Annotated in this window: 17 protein-coding genes; 11 read left to right on the top strand and 6 right to left on the bottom strand. The window is 64.9% G+C overall.

Translation table 11 applies throughout. From position 1 onward, the window contains the following. Positions 1 to 75: 75 nt before the first annotated feature. Positions 76 to 1,359 (top strand): enolase C-terminal domain-like protein, encoded by a 1,284-nt coding sequence (locus M1P90_RS04415; protein ID WP_483701442.1) that lies wholly within the window; start codon positions 76 to 78, stop codon positions 1,357 to 1,359. A gap of 393 nt (positions 1,360 to 1,752) precedes the next feature. Further along, positions 1,753 to 3,495, top strand: coding sequence for an MFS transporter (locus tag M1P90_RS04410; RefSeq protein ID WP_483704602.1), 1,743 nt, complete (start codon positions 1,753 to 1,755; stop codon positions 3,493 to 3,495). A gap of 199 nt (positions 3,496 to 3,694) precedes the next feature. Here M1P90_RS04410 and M1P90_RS04405 read toward each other — a convergent pair whose 3' ends face one another. After that, positions 3,695 to 3,922, bottom strand: coding sequence for a hypothetical protein (locus tag M1P90_RS04405; RefSeq protein WP_483701441.1), 228 nt, complete (start codon positions 3,920 to 3,922; stop codon positions 3,695 to 3,697). Between the two features lie 478 nt (positions 3,923 to 4,400). Here M1P90_RS04405 and M1P90_RS04400 point away from each other — a divergent pair, with 478 nt between their 5' ends. The 9 genes from M1P90_RS04400 to M1P90_RS04360 all read left to right on the top strand — a co-directional run bounded on the left by M1P90_RS04400 (position 4,401) and on the right by M1P90_RS04360 (position 14,755). Then, positions 4,401 to 5,672: an ABC transporter substrate-binding protein gene (locus M1P90_RS04400; protein WP_483701440.1), complete on the top strand. Its 1,272-nt coding sequence runs from the start codon at positions 4,401 to 4,403 to the stop codon at positions 5,670 to 5,672. Between the two features lie 102 nt (positions 5,673 to 5,774). Beyond that, a complete protein-coding gene (locus M1P90_RS04395; protein WP_483701439.1) occupies positions 5,775 to 6,683 on the top strand; it encodes an ABC transporter permease in 909 nt (302 codons plus the stop codon). Positions 6,684 to 6,702: 19 nt separating this feature from the next. Next, positions 6,703 to 7,497, top strand: a complete 795-nt coding sequence (locus tag M1P90_RS04390; protein WP_483701438.1) for an ABC transporter permease — start codon at positions 6,703 to 6,705, stop codon at positions 7,495 to 7,497. 173 nt (positions 7,498 to 7,670) lie between these two features. Then, positions 7,671 to 8,750, top strand: a complete 1,080-nt coding sequence (locus M1P90_RS04385; protein WP_483701437.1) for an ABC transporter ATP-binding protein — start codon at positions 7,671 to 7,673, stop codon at positions 8,748 to 8,750. A gap of 136 nt (positions 8,751 to 8,886) precedes the next feature. Further along, a complete protein-coding gene (locus M1P90_RS04380; protein WP_483701436.1) occupies positions 8,887 to 10,986 on the top strand; it encodes an MGH1-like glycoside hydrolase domain-containing protein in 2,100 nt (699 codons plus the stop codon). Positions 10,987 to 11,202: 216 nt separating this feature from the next. Continuing rightward, entirely contained in the window at positions 11,203 to 11,844 is a 642-nt protein-coding gene (locus M1P90_RS04375) for an ABC transporter permease (protein WP_483701435.1), read from the top strand. 93 nt (positions 11,845 to 11,937) lie between these two features. After that, positions 11,938 to 13,026, top strand: coding sequence for a glycine betaine ABC transporter substrate-binding protein (locus M1P90_RS04370; protein WP_483701434.1), 1,089 nt, complete (start codon positions 11,938 to 11,940; stop codon positions 13,024 to 13,026). 83 nt (positions 13,027 to 13,109) lie between these two features. Then, entirely contained in the window at positions 13,110 to 14,078 is a 969-nt protein-coding gene (locus M1P90_RS04365; RefSeq protein ID WP_483701433.1) for an ABC transporter ATP-binding protein, read from the top strand. A gap of 14 nt (positions 14,079 to 14,092) precedes the next feature. Then, positions 14,093 to 14,755, top strand: a complete 663-nt coding sequence (locus tag M1P90_RS04360) for an ABC transporter permease (protein WP_483701432.1) — start codon at positions 14,093 to 14,095, stop codon at positions 14,753 to 14,755. Between the two features lie 5 nt (positions 14,756 to 14,760). Here M1P90_RS04360 and M1P90_RS04355 read toward each other — a convergent pair whose 3' ends face one another. From M1P90_RS04355 to M1P90_RS04335, 5 genes are all read right to left on the bottom strand, one after another. Next, entirely contained in the window at positions 14,761 to 15,705 is a 945-nt protein-coding gene (locus M1P90_RS04355; RefSeq protein ID WP_483701431.1) for an ABC transporter ATP-binding protein, read from the bottom strand. A gap of 620 nt (positions 15,706 to 16,325) precedes the next feature. Further along, positions 16,326 to 17,411, bottom strand: a complete 1,086-nt coding sequence (locus M1P90_RS04350; RefSeq protein WP_483701430.1) for a glycoside hydrolase family 172 protein — start codon at positions 17,409 to 17,411, stop codon at positions 16,326 to 16,328. Positions 17,412 to 17,576: 165 nt separating this feature from the next. Next, positions 17,577 to 18,527: an ABC transporter ATP-binding protein gene (locus M1P90_RS04345; protein WP_483701429.1), complete on the bottom strand. Its 951-nt coding sequence runs from the start codon at positions 18,525 to 18,527 to the stop codon at positions 17,577 to 17,579. Positions 18,528 to 18,601: 74 nt separating this feature from the next. Further along, positions 18,602 to 20,218: an HlyD family secretion protein gene (locus M1P90_RS04340; RefSeq protein WP_483701428.1), complete on the bottom strand. Its 1,617-nt coding sequence runs from the start codon at positions 20,216 to 20,218 to the stop codon at positions 18,602 to 18,604. Positions 20,219 to 20,308: 90 nt separating this feature from the next. Beyond that, on the bottom strand, positions 20,309 to 21,439 hold the full coding sequence (locus tag M1P90_RS04335) for an ABC transporter permease (RefSeq protein ID WP_483701427.1): 1,131 nt from the start codon (positions 21,437 to 21,439) through the stop codon (positions 20,309 to 20,311). Positions 21,440 to 21,514 lie beyond the last annotated feature (75 nt).

The raw sequence follows: 21,514 nt of genomic DNA, 5'->3' as shown, positions 1-21,514 counted from the left end.
AAGTATCGTCAAAGGGTTTGCTGGCCACGATGCGTGCAGATGCTTCGCCCTTGCGCATGAGTGTGTGGAGAGAGTATGAAAATCGTTGAATACCGCGTGACGCCGATCGCCTTTGGCGACCCGCCGCTGCGCGCCGCCTTTGGCCTGCACGCGCCCTACGCCCTGCGCACGATCATTGAGCTGGTGGCCGACGACGGCACGACCGGCGTGAGCGAAACGCACGGCGGCGCAGCAGTGGTGAACGACCTGGAGGCCGTGCGCGATCTGGTGATTGGCCGCGACCCCTGGCAGCTTGCCGCGCTGGAAGACGCGATCTGGGGCAATTCGCGCGGCGATGGCACCAACAAACCGTGGGAAGGCAAGCTTGGCTCGCCGCCACGCACCTTTGGCGCAATCGAGGTTGCTTGCCTTGACATGATCGGCAAGGCGACGAACCACTCGGTGTGCGACCTGCTGGGCGGCAAGGTGCGCGAGCGTGTGCCGTTCAGCGCCTACCTGTTCTACAAACATGCCGGCGCGGGCGGGCCGTGGGGCTTCGAGAATGATCCATCCGCCACCAGCGGCTGGCCAGCCGCCCGCCAGCGCGAGGCGCTCAGCGCCGAAGGAATTGTCGAGCAGGCGCAGGCGATGATCGAGGCCTTTGGCTTTGAGTCGATCAAAATCAAGGCCGGCGTGCTCGAGCCCGACGAAGAAGTGCGCTCGATCCGCCTGATGCGCGAGGCCTTTGGGCCAGATGTGCCGCTGCGCATCGACCCGAACACCGCATGGTCGCTGGAAACCAGCCTGCGCTGCGCCAAACAGCTGGAAGGCCTGCTCGAATATTATGAAGACCCGGTGGTGGGCAAGGAAAACATGGCCGCGCTGGCCAAGCAAACGTCCCTGCCGCTGGCGACGAATATGTGCACGGTGAGCTTTGCCGACCTGCCCGAAACGATCCGCCTGGGCAGCGTGCAGATCATCCTGGGCGACCACCACTTCTGGGGCGGGCTGCGCGCCTCGGTCGAGCTGGCGCGGATCTGCCGCACCTGGGGCATTGGCCTTTCCATGCACAGCAACTCGCACCTGGGCATTTCGCTTGCCGCAATGACGCACCTGGCGGCCGCCGTGCCCAACCTGACCTACGCCTGCGACACGCACTACCCGTGGCAGTGGGAAGAAGTGATCGTTGGCGGCAAGCTCCAGTTCGAGGATGGCGCGCTGGCGGTGCCGGCCGGGCCGGGCCTGGGCGTCGAGCTTGATCACGCCGAGCTGGATCGCATGCACCAGCAATACCTGGATTGCGGTTTGCAATTCCGCGACGACCAGGCCGAGATGCAGAAGATCGAGCCGGGCTGGCAGGCACGCTTGCCGCGCTGGTAGGGGCGAGTTCGCAGGTTGGCGCCGGGGCGTATCGCATACACCTGTTGCAGGTTGGCGCCGGGGCGTATCGCATACGCCTGTTGCAGGTTGGTGCCGGGGCGTATCGCATACGTCTGTTGCAGGGTGACACGATGAAGGGATGAAAGGGTGAGCAGCGGCAGTTCGCAGTGGGCAGCTGGCAGTCAGCCTGTGAACTTCACACTTGCACACTTCAGCTCTTTGCGCTTTTTGCGTTCTTTGCGGTTCATTTTCCTAGCCATCGCCCTTCGATACACGGCTAACGCCGCACTCAGGGCGCGAGCTTCGTCATTCGTCATTCGTCGTCGGCGCAACCTGCAACCTGGAACATTCCAACCTGGAACTCCGCCATGGCCTGAATTATGCTGATGGTGGCTGCGTTCGGCGCCGCGCTGCGCTGCTGCCGATCGCATTGGATCGCAGACGCGGAGGCAGCTTACGACAACCCCAACACCTTCTCGACGCGCCTCGGCCTGGGGGCCGCTGGCCTACCCCGTTTTTCGCGCACTCTGGCTCGCGGCACTCGTCTCGAACATCGGCACGCTGATGCAGGGCGTGGCCGCAGCCCTGCTCATGACCAACCTCACCACCTCGGCGGTGCCGGTGGCGCTGCTTACCACCATGGGCAACCTGCCGCTGCTGCTGGTTGGGCTGCCCGCCGGCGCACTGGCCGACATGATCGACCGGCGCTGGCTGGTGCTGGTGACGCAGGTGTGGATGCTGATCGTGGCGGCGGCGCTTGGCGGGCTCGCGATCGTCGGCTGGATGACGCCAGCGATCCTGCTGGCGCTGACTTTTCTGATCAGCCTGGGCGGCGCGCTGAGCGCCCCGGCCTGGCAGGCGATTGTGCCCGAGCTGGTGCCGCGCTCGCAGCTCACCACTGCCGTGGCGCTGAACAGCGCGGGCTTTAACCTCGCGCGCGCGATTGGCCCGGCGATTGGCGGTCTGCTGGTGGCGGCGGCCGGGCCGGCGGCGGTGTTTATGCTCAATGCCGCCTCGTTCTTCGGCATTATTCTGGTGATTGGGCGCTGGCAGCCAGCCGAACGCCCGGCCCCGGCCCGGCCCGAGCGCATGCGCAGCGCGGTGGCGGCTGGCCTGCGCTTTTCGCGCCACTCGCCGCCGCTGCGGGCGGTGCTGGTGCGCACAGCAACGTTTATGCTGCCAGCCAGCGCGCTATGGGCCTTGCTGCCGGTTGTGGCCACCCGCGAGCTGGGGCTTGGGCCGCTGGGCTACGGCATTATGCTGGCGAGCATTGGCTTTGGCGCGGTGGGCGGGGCGGTGCTGCTGCCACGCATGCGCGCGCGCTTCTCGGTCGAAGCGATGATGCTGGCACTGACGCTGATCTTCGCGGCGGTGTTTGTGGTGCTGGCGCTGGTGCAGAACATCATCGCGCTGAACGCCGCGCTGCTGCTGATTGGCGTGGGCTGGCTGACGATCAATTCCTTTCTGAACGTGACCGCGCAGATGATTGTGCCGGGCTGGGTACAGGCGCGCGCGCTGGGCGTGTACCTGCTGGTTTCGCAGGGCGGGCTGGCCGGCGGCAGCGCGCTGTGGGGCGTGGTGGCCGAGCGCTATGGCGTGCGCGTCGCGCTGCTGGCGGCGGCGGCACTGCTGGCGCTGGGCGCGCTGGCCGCGCTGCGCTGGCAGCTTCGCCCCGACGAATCGCTCGACCTGAGCCCTTCGCAGCACTGGCCCGAGCCCGAGCTGGCCGAGGAACCGCGCGCCGACGACGGCCCGGTGCTCATCACGGTGGCGTACCGCGTGGCCGAGGAGCAGCAGGAAGCCTTTTTTCAGGCCATGGCGGCGGTGGAGATCATTCGGCGGCGCGATGGCGCGGCGCGCTGGGGCCTGTTCCGCGACGCGGCCGATATTGAGCGGGTGCTGGAAACTTTTGTGGTGGCCTCGTGGGACGAGCACATGCGCCAGCACGAGCGCGCCACCGTGGCAGATCGCGTTGAGGAAGAGCGGGCGCTGGAGCTGACAGTGCCGGGCAGCACGACTGAGGTGTCGCACTTTATTGCGGCGCGGGCGATTTTGCGCCACAGCACGCCGTCCGATGCAAGCAACGCTTCACACGACGGGCAGGAAAATGTGCTCCAAGGGCGAACGGAGCAATAGATCGGCTGGTGCGGGCGCGGCATGTGTGATCGGCACGCGCCCGCGCGGCAGCGGGGCAGAGCGGCAGGGCATTCTCGATGCCCCGCACTTCTTTTTCCTAGCGCAATATCAGGAAAGCGATGCGGAAACAAGGACCAAAGTTTCGCGCTGGCACCACCAAACCCTATTCCCCATCCCCTATCCCCGCGCTACGAGCGCATTAGTGCTTGGCAGTGAGTACCGACTGCTCGTTGAACAGCATGATGTGGCCGCAGTTACGGCAGGCAACCGCCAGCAGCGGCACCTCAAGCGCAGGCAGCGTCACGCGCTCGACGCCATAGCCGCCAGTGGTGCTGCCGCACAATGGGCAGCCCTCGCTGGTGAGGCGCGGCACTTTCTGAGCGATCCATCCGGCGATCTGCTGACGCTGCTGGTCTGTGTACGACATGCTTCTTCCTCGGTACGCCGCGCGGGCAAATACGCCATGCAGCGCACGGCAAGGCGGAGTCTGCGGTTGCCGTAGTATAGCATATTTGTTTAGCTGCCGACACGCTGGTCGGCGGGAACAGGTCGGCGGGAACGGGTTGGCCGCCGACACGCAGGTCGGCGGGAACAGGTCGGCGGGTACAGGAGGAGGTTGGACGAATTTTACTTGCCCTTAATGGTGTGTCAACCAACCATTAATACCGCACCAGTATGCTTTATTTGACAGCCATACGCGCATGGCATACACTAGGCGTGCCAAATTCTCCGTACTGGAACCCAAAAACCGAGTTGGGACGCCCGTCTCACCCACGCCGATGTTGTCTGAGCTCGACACATCGCTGTGATTCTGGCACGGCCAGTGGTTCGCCATTGGCTCTCCGCCAGGCCATTGCGCGATGGTCGGTCAGTTATAACCCTCTCTCACACTACGGAGGAAACAGATGTCCACAGGGAATGTGACTCGGCGCCGCTTTCTCAAGATGAGTACGGCCGCTGGATTTGGTGCGCTGCTGGCCGCCTGTGGCGGCGGTGCAGCCACCACCACCCCGCCCACGGCGGCCCCGGCCGCTGGTGGCGCAGCCACCGCCATGCCCGAGGCCACCGCCGCTGCCGCCCCGGCCGCCGCTACGGCTGCCGTCCCCGCGCAGCTGCCCGCCGCCCCGGCCCCTGGCCCGATCGATGTCAAGACGGCCGGCGGCATGGATGCCCTGGTCGAAGCCGCCAAGAAAGAGGCCGAGCTTTCGACCATTGCGCTGCCCGACGACTGGGCCAACTATGGCGAGGTCAAGAAAGCCTTCCTGGCGAAGTACCCCTTCCTGAAGCACAACGACCTCAACCCCGATGGCAGCTCGGCGCAGGAAATCGAGGCGATCAAGGCGAATGCCGGCAACAACGGCCCGCAGAACCCCGACGTCGTCGACGTGGCGTTTGTGTTTGGCGACCAGGGCAAGGCCGACAAGATCTTCCAGCCCTACAAGGTTGCGACGTGGGACACCATCCCGGCCAGCCTGAAGGACGCCGACGGCTACTGGTACGCCGACTACTATGGCGTGATGACCTTTGAAGTCAACACCGCCGTGGTGCAGAACGTGCCGCAAGATTGGGCCGACCTGCTCAAGCCTGAGTACAAGGGCCAGATCGCGCTCGCCGGCGACCCAACCGGCTCGGGCCAGGCGATCAACGCGGTGTGGGCGGCGACGCTTGGCAATGGCGGCTCGCTCGACGACGCCATGCCCGGCCTGGAATTCTTCAAGAAGCTGAACGATGCCGGCAACCTGCTGCCGGTGATCGCCAAGCCCGCCACCATCGCCAAGGGCGAAACGCCGATCGCGCTGCGCTGGGACTACAACGCCCTGGCCAACCGCGACGCCTCGGCCGGCAACCCCGAGATCGCCGTGGTGGTGCCGAAGAGCGGCTCGCTCGCTGGCGTGTACGTGCAGGCGATCAGCGCCTACTCGCCGCGCCCGAACGCCGCGCGCCTGTGGATGGAGTTCCTGTACTCCGACGAAGGCCAGCTCTTGTGGCTCAAGGGCTACGCCTCGCCGGCGCGCTTCGACGACCTCAAGAAGAACAACAAGATCCCGGCCGACCTGCTGGCCAAGCTGCCAAGCACGGATGTGAAAATCAGCATCCCCAGCGGCGACCAGATCAACAAGGCCACCGACGCGATCAAGAAGGGCTGGCCCACCGTGGTCGGCGCAACGGTGAAGTAGCACAGGCCGTATACTGCACCACCAGGGCATCGACACACCAGGGACTCTTGGTGTCTTGATGCCTTGGTGGTATCAGAACGTTTGCCCAGCCAGGAGTAGCCCATGGCCCAGAGCGTTGGCGCCGAAACGAGCCAGAGCCCGCCGCACACCCGCGCCCCCCTGCGCCTGCCGCTCACGTGGCTGGGCGTTGTGCCGTTTTTCCTCTTTGTGATCGCGTTTCTGTTCTACCCAGCATTTTCGATCGTTGTGCAGACCTTTCTCGACCCGGCGCGCAATCTGACGCTGCAAAACGTCATCGATCTCAACCAGCCGTTTATTCTCTCGTCGTATCTCTACACGATCGAGCTGAGCGCCATCACCGCAGTTATTGGCGGGCTACTGGGCTTTCTGCTGGCCTATGCCGTCACGATTGGCGCGCTGCCCGGCTGGGTGCGCTCGTCGCTGCTGACGTTCTCGGGCGTGGCGTCGAACTTCGCCGGCATCCCACTGGCCTTTGCGTTTATTGCCACCCTCGGCCAGCTTGGCCTGGTGACGCAGTTCCTGCGCACGAACTTCGGCATCGCGCTTTACCCGAGCTTTAGCCTGTACAGCTTCTGGGGCCTGGCGATCACCTATGTGTACTTCCAGATCCCGCTGATGGTGCTGGTGATGACGCCCGCGCTCGACAGCCTGCGGGCCGAGTGGCGCGAAGCCGCGCAGAACCTGGGCGCCAGCACTGCGGAATACTGGCGCTATATCGCGCTGCCCATTCTGATGCCTTCGATCCTCGGCACCATGGCGCTGCTGTTTGGCAATGCCTTTGGCGCGCACGCTACCGCCTTCGCCCTCACTGGCGGCGGCGCGCAGGGCAATGTTGTGACCATCCTGATTGGCGCGCAGCTCAGCAGCGACGCGCTTTCGAACCCGGGGCTGGGCAACGCGCTGGCCTTTGGCATGATCGTCATCATGACCATCACAATCGCCTTGTACTCGTGGATGCGCCGCGTTGCCGAGCGCTGGCAAAGCGGCTAGACCGCAGGAGCGATTCGCTATGATTGTCAAACGCACATCGCCCTGGGCGTGGGTCTGGCTGCTGCTTGGCACAATCTATTTCTTTGTGCCGCTGTTTGCGACGCTGCAATTCTCGCTGCAGGCGAAAAAGGGCCAGCTTTCGCTTACGGCATACCAGAACGTGCTGCAGTCGCCCTTGTTCTTTCAAAGCTTCTCGTTCTCGTTTCGCACTGCCGTTATCACCATTCTGGTCAGCGCGCTGCTGATCGTGCCAACCTCCTACTGGGTGAATTTGCGGCTGCCGCGCCTGCGCCCGGTGATTGAGTTCCTGACGCTGCTGCCAATTGTGGTGCCGGCGGTGGTGCTGGTGTTCGCGCTTATCCGCACCTACAACCGCACCGCCCTGACCGATAGCAGCAACGGCACCTATGCGCTGCTGGTTGGCGCGTATGTGATGCTGTCCTTCCCCTATATGTACCGCGCCGTCGACACGGGCCTGCGCTCGATCAATGCGCGCGTGCTGACTGAGGCGGCGCAAAGCCTGGGGGCTGGCTGGTTCACCGTGCTGTTCCGCGTGATTTTCCCGAATGTGTATATTGCGCTGCTGAGCGGCGCGTTCATCACCTTCGCGATTGTGATGGGCGAATTCACGATTGCGTCGCTGCTCTCGCAGCCGGCCTTCGGCCCATACATGAACCAGCTGAGCAGCAGCAAGGTGTACGAGCCATCGGCGCTGGCGATTATCAGCTTTGTGCTGACGTGGGCAGCAATTGGCGCGCTGGAACTGGTTGGGCGGCGGCTGCCGGGCCGCGCGCGGATCGTGGGCACGCGCTAGTGCATTTACGATTTACGATTTAGGATTTTCGATTACCGAGTAGTGCATTCCAAGCGCTAATCGTAAATCCGAAGTCTTATGTAGTTCTGCGGTTCTGTAGTTCCGCAGTTCTTAGTTCTTGGTTCCTGGCTCCGCAGTTTCGGGCACAAGCAAGCGCAAAAGGAAAGCAGGCTATGGCCTTTCTTGAAATCAACTCGGTGCGCAAGAGCTTCGCGCAAAGCGTGGCCGTCGAAAATTTCGACCTGCAAGTCGAGCGCGGCGAGTTCATCTCGTTCCTCGGCCCGAGCGGCTGCGGCAAAACCACCACCCTGCGCATGATCGCCGGCTTTGAAAAGCCAACCTCGGGCGAGATTCGCATCAACGGCGTGGATATGACCTACACGCCGCCCAACCGGCGCAATGTCGGCATGGTGTTTCAGTCCTACGCGCTGTTCCCGAACATGACCGTCGCCGACAATATTGGCTTTGGCCTGAAGGTTGCGCGCAAGCCCGCCGCCGACATCAAGGCGCGCGTGGCCGAGATGCTGCGGATCGTGCACTTGCCCGAGTTTGGCGGGCGCTACCCCTACCAGCTTTCGGGCGGCCAGCAGCAGCGCGTGGCGCTGGCGCGCGCGCTCGCCATCCAGCCGCAAGTGCTGCTGCTCGACGAGCCGCTTTCCGCGCTCGACGCAAAAATTCGCGTGTCGCTGCGCAACGAGATCCGCTCGATCCAGCGCCAGCTCGGCATCACAACAATTTATGTCACGCACGATCAGGAAGAAGCACTGTCGCTTTCCGACCGGATTGTGGTGATGAGCAATGGCCGCGTCGAGCAGATTGGCACGCCGTTCGAGATCTACAACTTCCCAACCACGCGCTTTGTAGCCTCGTTCGTGGGCACGCTGAATGTGCTGAACGCCACGGTAACCGACCCGGCGCGCGGGCGGCTGAGCGTGGCCGGCCAGGAAATCACCGCCGCCAAGCCGATCGAGGGCGTGCCGGCCAACCAGTCGATCAGCGTGGCGCTGCGCCCCGAGATCATTTCGATGAATGGCACGCCCGCCAGCAATGGCATGAATCACATCAGCGGCACCGTCGAAGACGTGATGTTCCTCGGGCCGACGATGCGCGTGCGCGTGCGCTTTGGCGACCAGGCGCTGCAGTTCGATCAGTTCAACAACCCGCACCTCAACCCGCCGCAGCACGGCCAGCCGATTGGCGTGAGTTTCCCGCCCGAGGCGTGTTTGATCCTGAATGATCCCGCGCCGGCTTAGAATTTCACCACGAAGGCACGAAGGTTTTGAATACTTTTGATAATCCCAATGCACGACGCACTACGTTCTTGGATTTATGGAACGTAGTGCGTCATTCTGACTCCTGATGCCTGACTCCTGACGACCGAATACTGCCATGCCCTTCCCACCCGACGACTACACGCCCCACGGCTATCTCGACGTACCCGCGCACACGCGCAAGCTCAACCCGCTGGGCGTATTGCGCTCGCACGACGCTGGCTTTCGCTGGCATTTCCCAGCCTTCGCGGGCATGTATGGCGGGCGGCGCGAAAGCTACCGCGCCGGCCTGCGCGTCGCGCTCGATGGTGCGCTTGCGCTGCGCGATTTTGCGCATGCCAGCAGCCCTTACCACTCCAAAGACCTGTTCACCTTTGCGCTGGAACAGGGCGCGGCGCGCTGCACCGCCACCTACCAGCTGCTTGGCAACGACACGCTGCACCTGCATCTTGAAGCGAGTGGCGCGGCGCGCATTGCCGTGGTGGCCGAGTACGAGCGCGTGCTGGCGGCCAACGGCGAGTGGGGCGAGTCGGGGCTGGTGGGCCGCGCCACCGCCGAAGGGCTGGTGCTGCAAGGCTTCGAGGATGGCGAGGCCTTTGTGCTGTGGGCCGCGCAGCCGTGGGGCGATTATGGCATTGCGGCGGGCGCGGCTAAACCCGGCTGGCTGGCGCAGGCCGCGCCGGGCTTGCCAGACGGCGGCTTCGTGCCGGTGCTGGGCCGGCGCGGCGAGACGGTCGCGCTCCACGCGGTGCTGGGCTTTGCCGCGCCAACTGGCCCGCTCGACGTGCTGCTGGCGCGCGGGCGCACCCTGCCCGAGGCTTTGCGCCACCTCGATGCGGCGCGCACGGGCATGGCCGCCGAAGCCGCCCGCAAGCGCGCCGCCGACACAACTTTCTGGGACGCCGCGCCGCAGCTCACGGGCGACTGGCCGGCGCACTGGCGGCGCGGGCTGGTCTACGACCTCGAAACGCTGCGTATGATGGTCAAGCCGCCCGCTGGCATCTACCGCAGTGTGTGGGATGCCATGCAGATACATGCGCCGCGCGTGGTGCTGGCCGAAGCCGCGATCGACGCGCTGCTGCTAGCCTACGCCGATGCGGCCACCGCGCAGGAATTACTGCTCGGCACCTTTCGCGACGCGCCCGCGCCCAACGTGCCCTGCTCGCGCGAAGACGGCTCGTTCAACATGGTCGCGGCCGACGGCAGCGCGTGCGGAACCGCGCCAGCGTGGGGCTGCCCCTGGCTGGTGGCGGCGTGGCTGTGGCGCCTGCGCCCCGACGCGGCGTGGCTGGGCGAGCTCTATCCCTTGCTGGCGGCTTATCTCGACTGGTGGCTGGCCGAGCGGCGCGGCGCCGATGGCGGGCTGTTCTACGCATGCAGCTGGGAATCGGGGCAGGACGACTCGCCGCGCTTTGGCGCGCAGCCGCTGGGCGGCGGCCACCCGGTGCGCCACATCCGCCCGGCCGACCTCTACGCCGCGTTTGCGCACGCCTGCCGCACCATGGCCGAGTTTGCCGCCGCGCTAGGCCGCACCGACGAGATTATGCGCTGGGAAACACTCGCGCAGGAATGGACCGGCCGCACGCAGGCGCTGTGGAGTGGCACGCGCTTCGCGGATTTCGATACACGCGCCGGCCAACTCACCGCACAGGACGACGTGATGCTGCTTGCGCCGCTGGCGCTGGCCGTGGCCGCGCCCGCGCAGGTGGCAGCATTGCGCGCCGCAATCGCCGCGCTCGACCCGGCGACGCTGACATGGCCCATGGGCGCGTGGATGGCGACCGCCGCCGCGCAATCGGCGGGGCTGCACGACACGGCGGCGGCGCTGGCCGCAGCGATTTGCGAGCGCGCCTACCTTTTCTGGGATGCGCGGAGCCACCCGCCCGGGCGCACCCTCCCCGGCATTAGCTGCGAATACTGGCCGCCCGATGGGCGCTGCGGCGGCGAGGGCTATGGCTGGGGCGCGTTCACGGCCCACTTATTGCTGCATATGGTCCTTGGGATCGCGCCTGATCAGGATGGGCTGCGGCTGCGCCCGAACCTGCCTGTGCAATGGCGCAGTGCTGGCCGGCGCTATGGGGTGACGCTGCAGTGGCACGGGCGCACCATAGCTATCGAGCTGGTTCCAGCACAATCGCGCGTGTTTGTGCGCGCCAATCGCCAAGCCGCTGAGATTGCGTGGGGTAATGAGCTGGTGTATCGCTGGGAAGATCTGTAACATCTATTGTCGCTTCCGCTGACTGCATAACGTGCACACATTCTATTGAGCCACAGGCGGCCCGGTGGTCACAAAGCAGCATGTGCTTTAGAACACGGCAGCTCGCTGGCTCATATTTATTGCCGTCGAAATTATTTAGTAAGTATATCAATTTAGTTGACAATACCAGTAAACGTGGTATTGTAGGCCAACGTTCGCATACGTGAAGAAAAGCACATGCAGTTGCTGCTGGACGCCTACACCTATTTTCTTGCCAACCAGGACCGCTTCTGGGAAGCGCTGGGCCGGCACTTATCGCTCAGCCTGTCTGCGCTGGCGCTCAGCATCCTGATCGGCGTGCCGCTCGGCATCTGGATTGTGCGGCGGGCGCGGGCAGCGCAGCTTGTGATCAACGGATTTGGTGCGCTACGGCTGGTGCCAAGCCTTGCGATCTTGTTTCTCGCCCTGCCCTACCTTGGTACCGGCTTCCGCCCGGCCCTGCTGGCGCTGACCGTGCTGGCCCTGCCGCCGGTGCTCATCAACACCTACGCCGGGCTGCACAATGTCGATCGGGCGCTGACCGAGGCGGCCTATGGCATGGGCATGGAAGCGCGCCAGGTGCTCGGCAGAATTGAACTGCCACTGGCGCTGCCGGCGATTATTGCTGGCATTCGCACCGCCGCCGTCGAGGTGGTATCCAGCGCGACGCTGGCTGCATTTATTGGCGGCGGCGGGCTGGGCGATTTCATTACACGCGGGTTCGCACTTTACGAACCGCGCATTATGCTCGTCGGCGCCATTCCGGTGGCGCTGCTGGCGCTTGCCGCCGAGGGAATCCTGGGCGGCGTCCAACGCGTCTTCAGCGTACCGGAGGCGTAGGTTGAGCGTCTGCGTAGCCGGGCAGCTGCTACGCGCTGGCAGCCGTGCCGGAACGCAGGCGACAATACATGGTTTATACAGGAGAATTGCGCAATGACACACCTTCGTACGTACAAATTCCTCGTGCTGGGCGCGCTGCTGGCGCTGGTGCTGGCGGCCTGCGGCCAGGCCAGCACTGGCGGCACGGCCGCCACCAGCGCCCCGGCAGCAGCAACCGCTGGCACCGCTGCCGAGCCAACCGCCGGCGCTTCAAGCGAAGCGACCGCCGCCACCGCACCCACCGCAGCCGCTGAGCCGAGTGCAGCCGCCGAGCCAACTGCTGGCACCGCCGCTCAGCCGACCGCCGCAAGCAGCGGTGGCGCAGGCGGCACGATCAAGATCGGCTCGAAAGACTTCACCGAGGAGTTCATTGTGGCCGAGCTGTACGCTCAGCTGCTTGAGAACGCCGGCTTCACCGTGGAGCGCAAGATCAACCTGGGCGGCACGCCAATCGCGCAGGCCGCGATCACGAATGGCGACATCGATCTGTACCCCGAGTATACCTCAACCGGCTTGCTGACCGTGCTGAAGCAGCAGCCGCTGAAGGAACCAGGCGAGATCCTGGCCGCCGTGAAGAAGGGCTACGAGGATCAGTTCAAGCTCACCTGGCTCGAGCCCTCGCCATTCAACGACACGCAGGGCCTGGCCGTCACGCAGGCGACCGCCGACAAGTATGGCATCAAAACCTACTCAGATCTGGCGACCAAGGCGCCCGAGCTGACGATCGGCGGCCCGGCCGAGTTTGCCGAGCGTGAGGATGGCATCAAGGGCCTGCAGGCCACCTATGGCGGCTTTCAGTTCAAGGAGTTCAAGCAGCTTGGCACCGGCCCGCTGCGCTACGACGCCCTGAAGGGTGGCGATGTCGATGTGGTGGTTGTGTTCACGACCGACGCGCGCATCGCGGCCGACAAGCTGGTGGTGCTGCAGGACGACAAGACGCTCTACCCGATCTACAACATCGCGCCGGTGATCCGCCAGGATACGCTGGCCGCCAACCCGGCCGTGGCGGACACGCTGAACAAGCTCGCGCCGCTGCTGACCGACTCGGTGATCACCGGGCTGAACGCGCAGGTCGATATCGACGGGAAAGAATACGCCGCAGTGGCGAAGGAATTCCTGGCGGGCTCGGGCCTGCTGAAGTAGCGCGCCCGTTCCAGCAGCTGCGATGGCCTCGCGCTTCACACACGCAGGGCCATCGCAGCTGCTGCCGGCAGGATATAACAGCTATGAGCGTTATTGTTGTTGAAAACCTGACCAAGCAGTTCCCGCGCGAGCCGCAGCCCGCCGTCGATCACGTCAGCTTTGAGGTCGAGGCGGGCACATTTGTGGTGCTGCTTGGCCCGTCGGGCTGCGGCAAAACCACGCTGCTCAAAATGATCAACCGGCTGTACGAGCCCACTGATGGCCGGCTGATTGTCGAAGGTGCCGATGGGCGGAGCATCCCGGCCACCGAGCTGCGCCGCAAGATCGGCTATGCCATTCAGCAGACCGGCCTGTTCCCGCATATGCGCATCGAGCAGAATATTGCCGTGGTGCCGCAGCTGCTGGGGTGGGAAAAGCCGCGCATCAGCGCGCGGATCGACGAGCTGCTCGACCTTGTGGGCCTGCCGCGCAGCTACCGCACGCGCTACCCGCGCCAGCTTTCTGGCGGCGAGCAGCAGCGCGTCGGGCTGGCGCGCGCGCTCGCGGCCGACCCGGCAATTATGCTGATGGACGAGCCGTTTGGCGCGATCGACGCGATCACGCGCACGCGCCTGCAAGACGAACTGGCCGCTATTCAGCGCAAGCTCCACAAGACGATCCTGTTTGTCACGCACGATGTGGAAGAAGCGCTGCGCCTGGCCGACAAGATTATCATCATGCGCAAAGGCACGATCGTGCAGTACGACACGCCGCTGGGCATTGTGACGCGCCCGCGCGATGCGTTTGTCGAGCGGCTGGTGGGCACCGACGATATGCTGCGCCGGCTGAGCCTGATTCATGTGGGCGATGTGCTTGGCAGCGACGGCGACAAAGCGGCGGCAAGCGGCCTGCCCACGATCAGCGCCGACACCGACCTGCGCAGCGCGCTTTCGCACATGCTCGCGAGCAACAGCGAAGCGCTGGGCGTAACCGACGCGAGCGGGCAGACAATTGGGCGAGTGACGTTTGCGGCCATGCGTGCAGCCGTGGCGGGCCGCGCCGCTGGCGCCTGAAACGAGCGTTTCCAATGCAGAATATTCTGGCTGGCCTGCGCTACCTGATCAATAACAGTGGCCTGGTGCTCGGGCTGGTGGGCGAGCATCTGCGCCTGGCCGCAATCTCGCTCGCAATCGCGCTGCTGATCGCCGTGCCGCTGGGCTGGCTGCTCAGCCGGGTGCGCTGGCTGCGCGGCCCGGTGCTGGGCGTGCTGGGTGTGATCTATACGATCCCCAGCCTGTCGCTGTTTGTGCTGCTTATCCCGCTGCTCGGCCTGGGGCCGCGCACCGCCATCGTCGCGCTGATTGCCTACGCGCAGCTGGTGCTGGTGCGCAATGTTGTTGTGGGCCTGGTCGGCATCGACCCGGCGATTGTCGAGGCAGCGCGCGGCATGGGCATGAATGGCTGGCAGCGCTTCGCCCGCGTCGAGCTGCCGCTGGCGCTGCCGCTGATCCTGGCCGGCACGCGCGTGGCAACACTTTCGATCATTGGCATTGGCACGATCGCGGCGTTTATCAACGGCGGCGGGCTGGGCCGGCTGCTGTTCGACGGCGTGGCGACCGGCAACCGCGGCAAGATCGTGGCGGGCAGCATTGCAATCGCGCTGCTGGCCCTGGGCGCGAATATGATCCTGCGCTGGCTCGAGCGGCGCTCGGCGCGCGCGCTGCTGGGCGAAGACGCCGCGCTTTCGTAGCGGCGCTAGGCTGCCACCGCGCCGCTGCGCGCCACCAGCGCCACAAACACATCTTCCAGCGACGGGTCGATTGCTTCAATGCGCACATCGGCAATGCCGCCCGCCCGCAGCGCCGCGTCGAGCGCGGGGGCGCGCATGCCCGCATCGTCGACAATCGCGTGCAGGCGCGCGCCGTGCGGGGCAACTTCGCTCACGCCAGGCTGCGCCGCCGCCAGATCGCGCGCCTGCTCCTGTGGTGTGCCTTCGATCTCAAGCACATCCCCGCTGATGGTGCTGTGCTTCAGCGCGGCGGGCGTGTCGAGCGCCACCAGCTTGCCGCCATACATCAGGCCGATGCGGTTGCAGTGCTCGGCCTCGTCCATGTAGTGCGTGGTGACGAAGACCGTCACACCCTCGCGCGCCAGCTCGTAGATCAAATCCCAGAAGGCCCGCCGCGCCTCGGGATCGACCCCGCCGGTCGGCTCATCGAGGAAGAGCATGCGCGGGCAATGCACAATCGCGCAGGCCAGCGCCAGGCGCTGCTTCCACCCGCCCGACAGGTTCGATGTCAGCTCGCGCTCGCGCCCGCTCAGCCCGGCCATCGCAATAAGGTCGGCCAGGCGCGCGGCGCGCTCGCTCCGCGCAATACCGTACACATCGGCGTAGAATTCCAGATTTTCGCGCACGCGCAGGTCGGGGTAGAGGCTGAACTTCTGTGACATATAGCCGATCTGCGCTTTGATGCGCTCGGGGTCGCGGCCAATGTCGAGGCCAAGCACGCGCCCCACGCCCGATGTCGGCGCAAGCAGGCCACACAGCATACGGATCGTTGTGGTTTTGCCCGAGCCATTCGGCCCGAGGAAGCCAAATACTTCCCCCGGCTCGACGCTGATGGTGAGCCGATCTACCGCCACGAAATCACCAAAGCGGCGGGTCAGGTCTTCGGTTTCAACAGCATATGTGCTGGCCATACATGCCTCCAAAAAGTCGCAGGGTCTGGGGTCCATGGTCTGGGGTCCATGGTCTGGGCGTATAGCAATACGCCCTTCGTCAGTGGTGCGCGGTCATTCGTCGATGGTGCGCAGTCATTCGTCGATGGTGCGCAGTCATTCATCGGTGGTGCGCGGTCGTTCGTCGGCGGTGCGCAGTCATTCGTCAGTGGTGCGCGGTCGTTCGTCGGCGGTGCGCGGTCATTCGTCGGTGGTGCGCAGTCGTTCGTCGGTGGTGCGTGGTCGCCCCACGATCGGACGCAACGCATGTCGATGCAGTAGGGGCGGAGCATTTGCCCTTATCGATAGAAGTGGTTTTCGTATTGGTGGCAAATGCTCCGCCCCTACGATATACCCACGACACCCCTACGATAATCGCCGATATCCGATGATACCTATCATATCCCACGCCGACTCCGCCCCTACGATATACCCACGACACCCCTACGATAATCGCCGATATCCGATGATACCTATCATATCCCACGCCGACTCCGCCCCTACGATATACCCACGACACCCCTACGATAATCGCCGATATCCGATGATACCTATGATATCCCACGCCGACGGGCGAACCTTGTGTTCGCCCACCCCGCACCCTAAATAATCTCCAGCCCGTCGCGGTCGGGCAGGGCGGGAAAGGGCGTGGCGGGCAGTGTCTGGTACCAGTACGCCACCGAGGCAATGTCGTCCTGCATCGGCAGGTAGCGCCGCCCGCTGCGCCAGCCAAGCGCCTGAATCGTCACCCGCAGGTCGTGCTCGAAGCGAATAGGATCGGCGATGTGCCAGCGGTACAGGCCAAAGCGCGTCTGCGAGCGATACAGCCCATCCGGGCGAATGACCTGCGGCAGGCCGGCGTAGGGCGTGGTGAACTCGCGATAGCCGCCATTGTCCTTCCCAACATCGAAGTTATACGAGCCGCAGAAATAATCTTCGGTGCCGGTGCCGCAGATAGTTGGGAACTCGGCGTCGCCATCCATGAAGAACTTGATCTCGCCTTCGCCCCACCAGCCGCCATTATTCACACCCCAGGCCATATAGGTGCCAACATAGTGGCCCTGGCCCTGCACGCCATCGAGAATGGTGTAGACTTCCTTGTACGGCAGCGGGTTGGTGCGGCGGAACTGCGCGTGGAAGTAGGCCGCGTCCTCAGGCACGTGCGTTTCGGCGTAGGTGATCTGGTAGTACAGCGTCATTGGCTCGTCGGCAATATTCGTGAAAGTGATGCGCGCGCCTTTGCGAAACGGCATTTCCCAATAGCAGTTGAACGCGCTGCCGGGGTTCACGCACACCGCCAGCGAGCTGACCTGCGCATACACGCCCCAGCCGCAGGCGAAGAAATCGCCGACCGGGCACTCGACCGCCGGTGTGTCGGAGTCATCCCAGTACATGCGCAGGATGCTGGAGCGCCAGTTGCCGGTCGGCGTCATCCAGATGTGCTGAATCGCGCCCGCGCCGTCGATGTTCGCCAGCTCGCGGGTTTCGCCCGGCGCGATCACAATCGAGGGCGAGATTTTCCAGCCCAGCCCGAGGTCGCGCGCGGCCTGCGCGCCGGTACCATCAGTTGCGCGCCCGCCGCCGCCCTTCTCGCCAGTGAAATTCTCGGGGCTAATCGAGCGCGTCCGCGCGCCCGACAGCCGCGATAGGTTGCCCATGTGCATGCCAAGCCCATTGAACCGTGCCATTGAAATGCTCCATCTGCTGCAAAGGCGAATGCGGGCGTATTGTACCGCGCTGCGCCGCAGCAGGTTTCATCCGCAGATTGCGCAGATTACACAGATGCCGGGGTGAGATAGCGCTTTGTTCCGCATCATAATCTGCGAAATCTGTGTCATCTGTGGATATGACTCCTACGCTTCCTGGGTAACGCTCGCCTCTGCGCTGCGCTGCAAGAACATAAACACGTCTTCCATGGTTGGCTGAATGACGCGCCAGCTCACCAGCGGAATCTTGTGCGCGGCGAGCTGCCGCTGGAGCGCGCCTTCGGGCAGCGCAGCGTCGGCAAACAGGTGCAAGCGGTCGCCAAAGACCTGCACCTCCCGCACGCCGGGCAGCTCGCGCAGGGCGTTCTGGGCGTCGTGGAGCGGGCGCGCCTGCACTTCGAGCACCACGCCGGGCACTAATTTCTGCAATTCGCGGGGCGTGCCGCTTGCCATGAGCGTGCCGGCGCGCATAAACCCAACCGCGTGGCAGCGGTCGGCCTCGTCCATGTAGGGCGTCGAAACCAGCACCGTCACGCCATCGTGGTTCACCGCGTCGCGCAAAATGTCCCAGAACTCGCGCCGCGCCACCGGGTCCACGCCAGTGGTCGGCTCGTCGAGCAGCAGCACGGCGGGTTTATGAATGAGCGTGCAGGCCAGCGCAAGTTTCTGTTTCATACCGCCCGAAAGCGCGTCGGCGCGGCGCTTCTGGAAGGGGCCGAGCCGGCTGAAGCCCAGCAAGCGCTCGATCAGCGGCGGCTGCTCGGCGCGCGGCACGCCATAGGCATCGGCGAAGAAGCGCATATTCTCGCGCACCGTCAGGTCGCCATACAGGCTGAACCGCTGCGGCATGTAGCCCAGCCGCCGCCGCACACGCTCGGGGTCGCGCGCCACGTCGATGCCCATCACCATTGCCTGGCCGGCGTCGGGCAGCAGCACGCCACACAGCATGCGCAGCGTGGTGGTTTTGCCCGCACCGTCGGGGCCAACCAGCCCGTAGATGCGGCCAGCCGGCACCTGCAGGTTCAGCCCGGCGACGGCGTGCACCGCGCCGAAGCTGCGCGACAGGTCTATCGTTTCGATTGCGGCATTATCTTGCATGGCTATTCCTGACACGATGACACGGTGACACGATGACGGCGTTGCACGTTTCATCATGTCATCGCCTCATATTGTCACTCCACAATCGCGGCGTCGGCGGGCATACCGGGCTTGAGCGCATGGTCGGTGTTGGGTAGCTCGACGCGCACCGCAAACACGGTGGTTGCGCGCTCGTCTTTGGTTTGCACGTTGCGCGGCGTGAACTGCGCTTCCTGCGAAATGAACGAAACCGTGCCTTTGAATGTGCGGCCTGGGAAGCTATCGACCGTGACGTCGACGGCCTGGCCCTGGCGCACGCGGCCAATGTCGGTTTCGCCAATGTAGAGCGTCATTCGCACACTGTCGAGCGAGCCAATCGTCATCAGCGACGCGCCGGGGATGGCCTGCTCGCCCTCGTGGATGCTGCGGCTGAGGATCAAGCCGCCGCGCGGCGCATTCAGCGTGGCTTTGGCAAGCTGCACCTCGATCTGGCGCTGGTTTGCGCGGGCCTGGGCCAGCTGCGCCTCGGCGGCCTGCACCTGCTCGGGGCGCGCGCCGGCCTGAGCAAGCTCCAGCCGCGTCTGCGCCTGGGTCACTTGCGTTTCGGCGCTGGCGAGCTGCGCCTTGGCGGCATCGGCGGCCGAGCGAAGCTGCTGCGGGTCGTTGCGCATGGCCAGCGCCTGGTTCAGCGCGCGCTGGGCGTTCGCCAGCGCCGACTGAGCGGCGGCCAGGGCTTCTTTGGTTGGGCCGTTATGCGCTTTCTGCACGGTGGCATTCGCTGCGGCGAGCTGGCTTTCGCTGGCCTGCACACCATTGACCTCGGCCTGGCGGGCGGTTTCGGCGGCGGCCTGCGCCTGCTGCACGGCCTGTTCGGCCTGATGCATCGCAGCTTCGGCCTGCACAAGCTGCGCGTAGTAGTTTTCGCGCTGGCCATCGCTGACCTTGTTCGCCACTTTCTTGCCCGTCTTCGCGTCGGTCACATTCGGCACAATCGGGTCGTTGCCCGTTTCCTGTACATACTGCCAGTTGGTCTGCGCCTGGGCGTAGCGCGCCTGCGCCTGGGTGAGGGCCAGCGCGGCCTGCTGCACGCCCATTTCGGCCTGCGTCTTCGCCAGCGAGAGCTGGTCGCGCGCGGTTTGCGCGCCGGCATTGGCCTGCTGCAATGCGGCTTCGGCCGCCGCCAGGTCTTCCGGGCGAGTGCCGGCGCGCAGCTGGTTGAGCGCCTGCTGGGCGGCGTCGCGCTGGGCCTGGGCACTCACGACCTGCGCCTGCAGCTGCTGCGGATCGTCGAGCGCTTTCTGGGCGTTCGCCACCGCCTGCGCCGCGCCATCGCGCACGGCCTGCGCCTGATCGAGCTGCGCCTGCGCAGCGGCAATGTCCTCGGGCCGGCTGCCTGCGCGCAACAGCGCAAGGTTCGCCTCGGCCACGCCAACGGCGGCGGCGGCCTGGTCGCGCTGCGCTTCAAGCAGGGCCGGGTCGAGCCGCAGCAGCAGCTGGCCGGCCTGCACTTCCTGGCCCTCGTCCACCATCAGCGCCTGCACGCGGCCAGCGACCTCGCTCGTCACCACCACGTCCTCGGCCTCAATCGTGCCCGAGCCGCTGAGATCCTGCGCGCTGGCCGTGGCGTTGCGCGCGTTCCACCAGTAGTAGCCGCCCCCTGCAATCAGCGCCAGCACCAGGATCGGCGCGATTATTCGTGCACGTGCGTGCATATTGTTCCTCCGTAGAGTTCGAATGGTCAATGGGCGTATGCGCTACGCCAACGGCTGTACCCTGCCACGTGTAATTCGTCAACCTGCACCCTAATCAAGCCGCTTGCGGAAGCGTGTGGAGGCCAGCACAATCAGCACTGCGCCAAACAGCGCCAGCGCCACGATCTGGCTGCCCAGCGCCGGCACGCCCACGCCCTTAATCACAATGCCGCGCACCACCACCAGGAAATAGCTGAGCGGCACAACCCCGCTGATTATTTGCAGCACGCGCGGCAGCGCAGCAATTGGGTAGATAAAGCCCGACAGAAACACCGACGGCAGGATGGTCAGAAACGTCAGCAGAAAGGCTTCCTGCTGCGTCTGCGCGATGGTCGAGATCAGCAAGCCCAGGCTGAGCGACGAGATCAGGAACAGGCAGGCAATGCCAATCAGCAGCAGGATGCTGCCTTTGATTGCGACGCCAAACCAGAAAGTGCCGATCACCAGAATTTCCAGCGTGATCATCAGCGCCACAAAAGCGTAGGGCAGAATTTTGCCCAGGATTAGCTCCAGCGGGCGGATGGGCGTGACGATCAATTGCTCGATGGTGCCGCGCTCGCGCTCGCGCACAATCGCCGAGGCGGTGAGCAGCGTGGCCTGCATCTGTAAAATCAGGCCGATCAGCGCCGGCACCATAAACACCGCGCTGGCCATGTCGGGGTTGTACCAGACGCGCGGGCGCACTTCGACTGGCGGCGCGAGCGCCACACTGGTTCCGCGCCGGGCCAGGGTTTGCTGCTGGATGCTGGTCGCTTCGACCTGCCCAATCAGTTGCGCCGACGAGAGCGCCGACGCCGCGACCGAGGGGTCGGAGCCATCGAGCACAAACGCCACCTGCGCGCCGCGCCCGCCGTTCAGGTCGGCGGCGTAGGAAGGCGGAATGATCAGCCCGGCGCGCACGCTACCATTGTCGATCAGCGCGGCCAGCTCGTGCTCGCTGCTCACAAGCTGCGCCACCGCAAACTGCCCCGACTGGGTGAACGCCTCGACAAGGTGGCGGCTTTCGGGCGTGCGACTCTGATCCTGCACAGCCAGAGGTGTGTTGCGCACATCCGATGTTGCCGCGTAGCCCAGCAGAATGAGCTGCAAGAGCGGCTGGATGAACATCACCCCCAGCGTGCGCGGGTCGCGGATGATATGAATGAATTCTTTGCGAATAATCGGCAGCAATCGGGAAAGCATACCGTTCTCCTCGTATGCGGAGCGATTGAAGGGCGCATTGCTATACGTCCAGACCAAGAACCGAGAACCGTAGAA

Source organism: Kouleothrix sp. 19917, assembly GCF_057073505.1.
Note: the sequence above shows the minus strand (reverse complement) of the source record. Positions and strands in the feature narration are given on the sequence as shown.

Coding starts and splice junctions, on each gene's coding strand:
- M1P90_RS04375 (WP_483701435.1), top strand. CDS start 11,203: ATGCAGTTGCTGCTGGACGCCTACACCTATTTTCTTGCCAACCAGGAC.
- M1P90_RS04390 (WP_483701438.1), top strand. CDS start 6,703: ATGATTGTCAAACGCACATCGCCCTGGGCGTGGGTCTGGCTGCTGCTT.
- M1P90_RS04370 (WP_483701434.1), top strand. CDS start 11,938: ATGACACACCTTCGTACGTACAAATTCCTCGTGCTGGGCGCGCTGCTG.
- M1P90_RS04350 (WP_483701430.1), bottom strand. CDS start 17,411: ATGGCACGGTTCAATGGGCTTGGCATGCACATGGGCAACCTATCGCGG.
- M1P90_RS04385 (WP_483701437.1), top strand. CDS start 7,671: ATGGCCTTTCTTGAAATCAACTCGGTGCGCAAGAGCTTCGCGCAAAGC.
- M1P90_RS04360 (WP_483701432.1), top strand. CDS start 14,093: ATGCAGAATATTCTGGCTGGCCTGCGCTACCTGATCAATAACAGTGGC.
- M1P90_RS04345 (WP_483701429.1), bottom strand. CDS start 18,527: ATGCAAGATAATGCCGCAATCGAAACGATAGACCTGTCGCGCAGCTTC.
- M1P90_RS04365 (WP_483701433.1), top strand. CDS start 13,110: ATGAGCGTTATTGTTGTTGAAAACCTGACCAAGCAGTTCCCGCGCGAG.
- M1P90_RS04400 (WP_483701440.1), top strand. CDS start 4,401: ATGTCCACAGGGAATGTGACTCGGCGCCGCTTTCTCAAGATGAGTACG.
- M1P90_RS04380 (WP_483701436.1), top strand. CDS start 8,887: ATGCCCTTCCCACCCGACGACTACACGCCCCACGGCTATCTCGACGTA.
- M1P90_RS04395 (WP_483701439.1), top strand. CDS start 5,775: ATGGCCCAGAGCGTTGGCGCCGAAACGAGCCAGAGCCCGCCGCACACC.
- M1P90_RS04405 (WP_483701441.1), bottom strand. CDS start 3,922: ATGTCGTACACAGACCAGCAGCGTCAGCAGATCGCCGGATGGATCGCT.
- M1P90_RS04415 (WP_483701442.1), top strand. CDS start 76: ATGAAAATCGTTGAATACCGCGTGACGCCGATCGCCTTTGGCGACCCG.
- M1P90_RS04335 (WP_483701427.1), bottom strand. CDS start 21,439: ATGCTTTCCCGATTGCTGCCGATTATTCGCAAAGAATTCATTCATATC.
- M1P90_RS04355 (WP_483701431.1), bottom strand. CDS start 15,705: ATGGCCAGCACATATGCTGTTGAAACCGAAGACCTGACCCGCCGCTTT.
- M1P90_RS04340 (WP_483701428.1), bottom strand. CDS start 20,218: ATGCACGCACGTGCACGAATAATCGCGCCGATCCTGGTGCTGGCGCTG.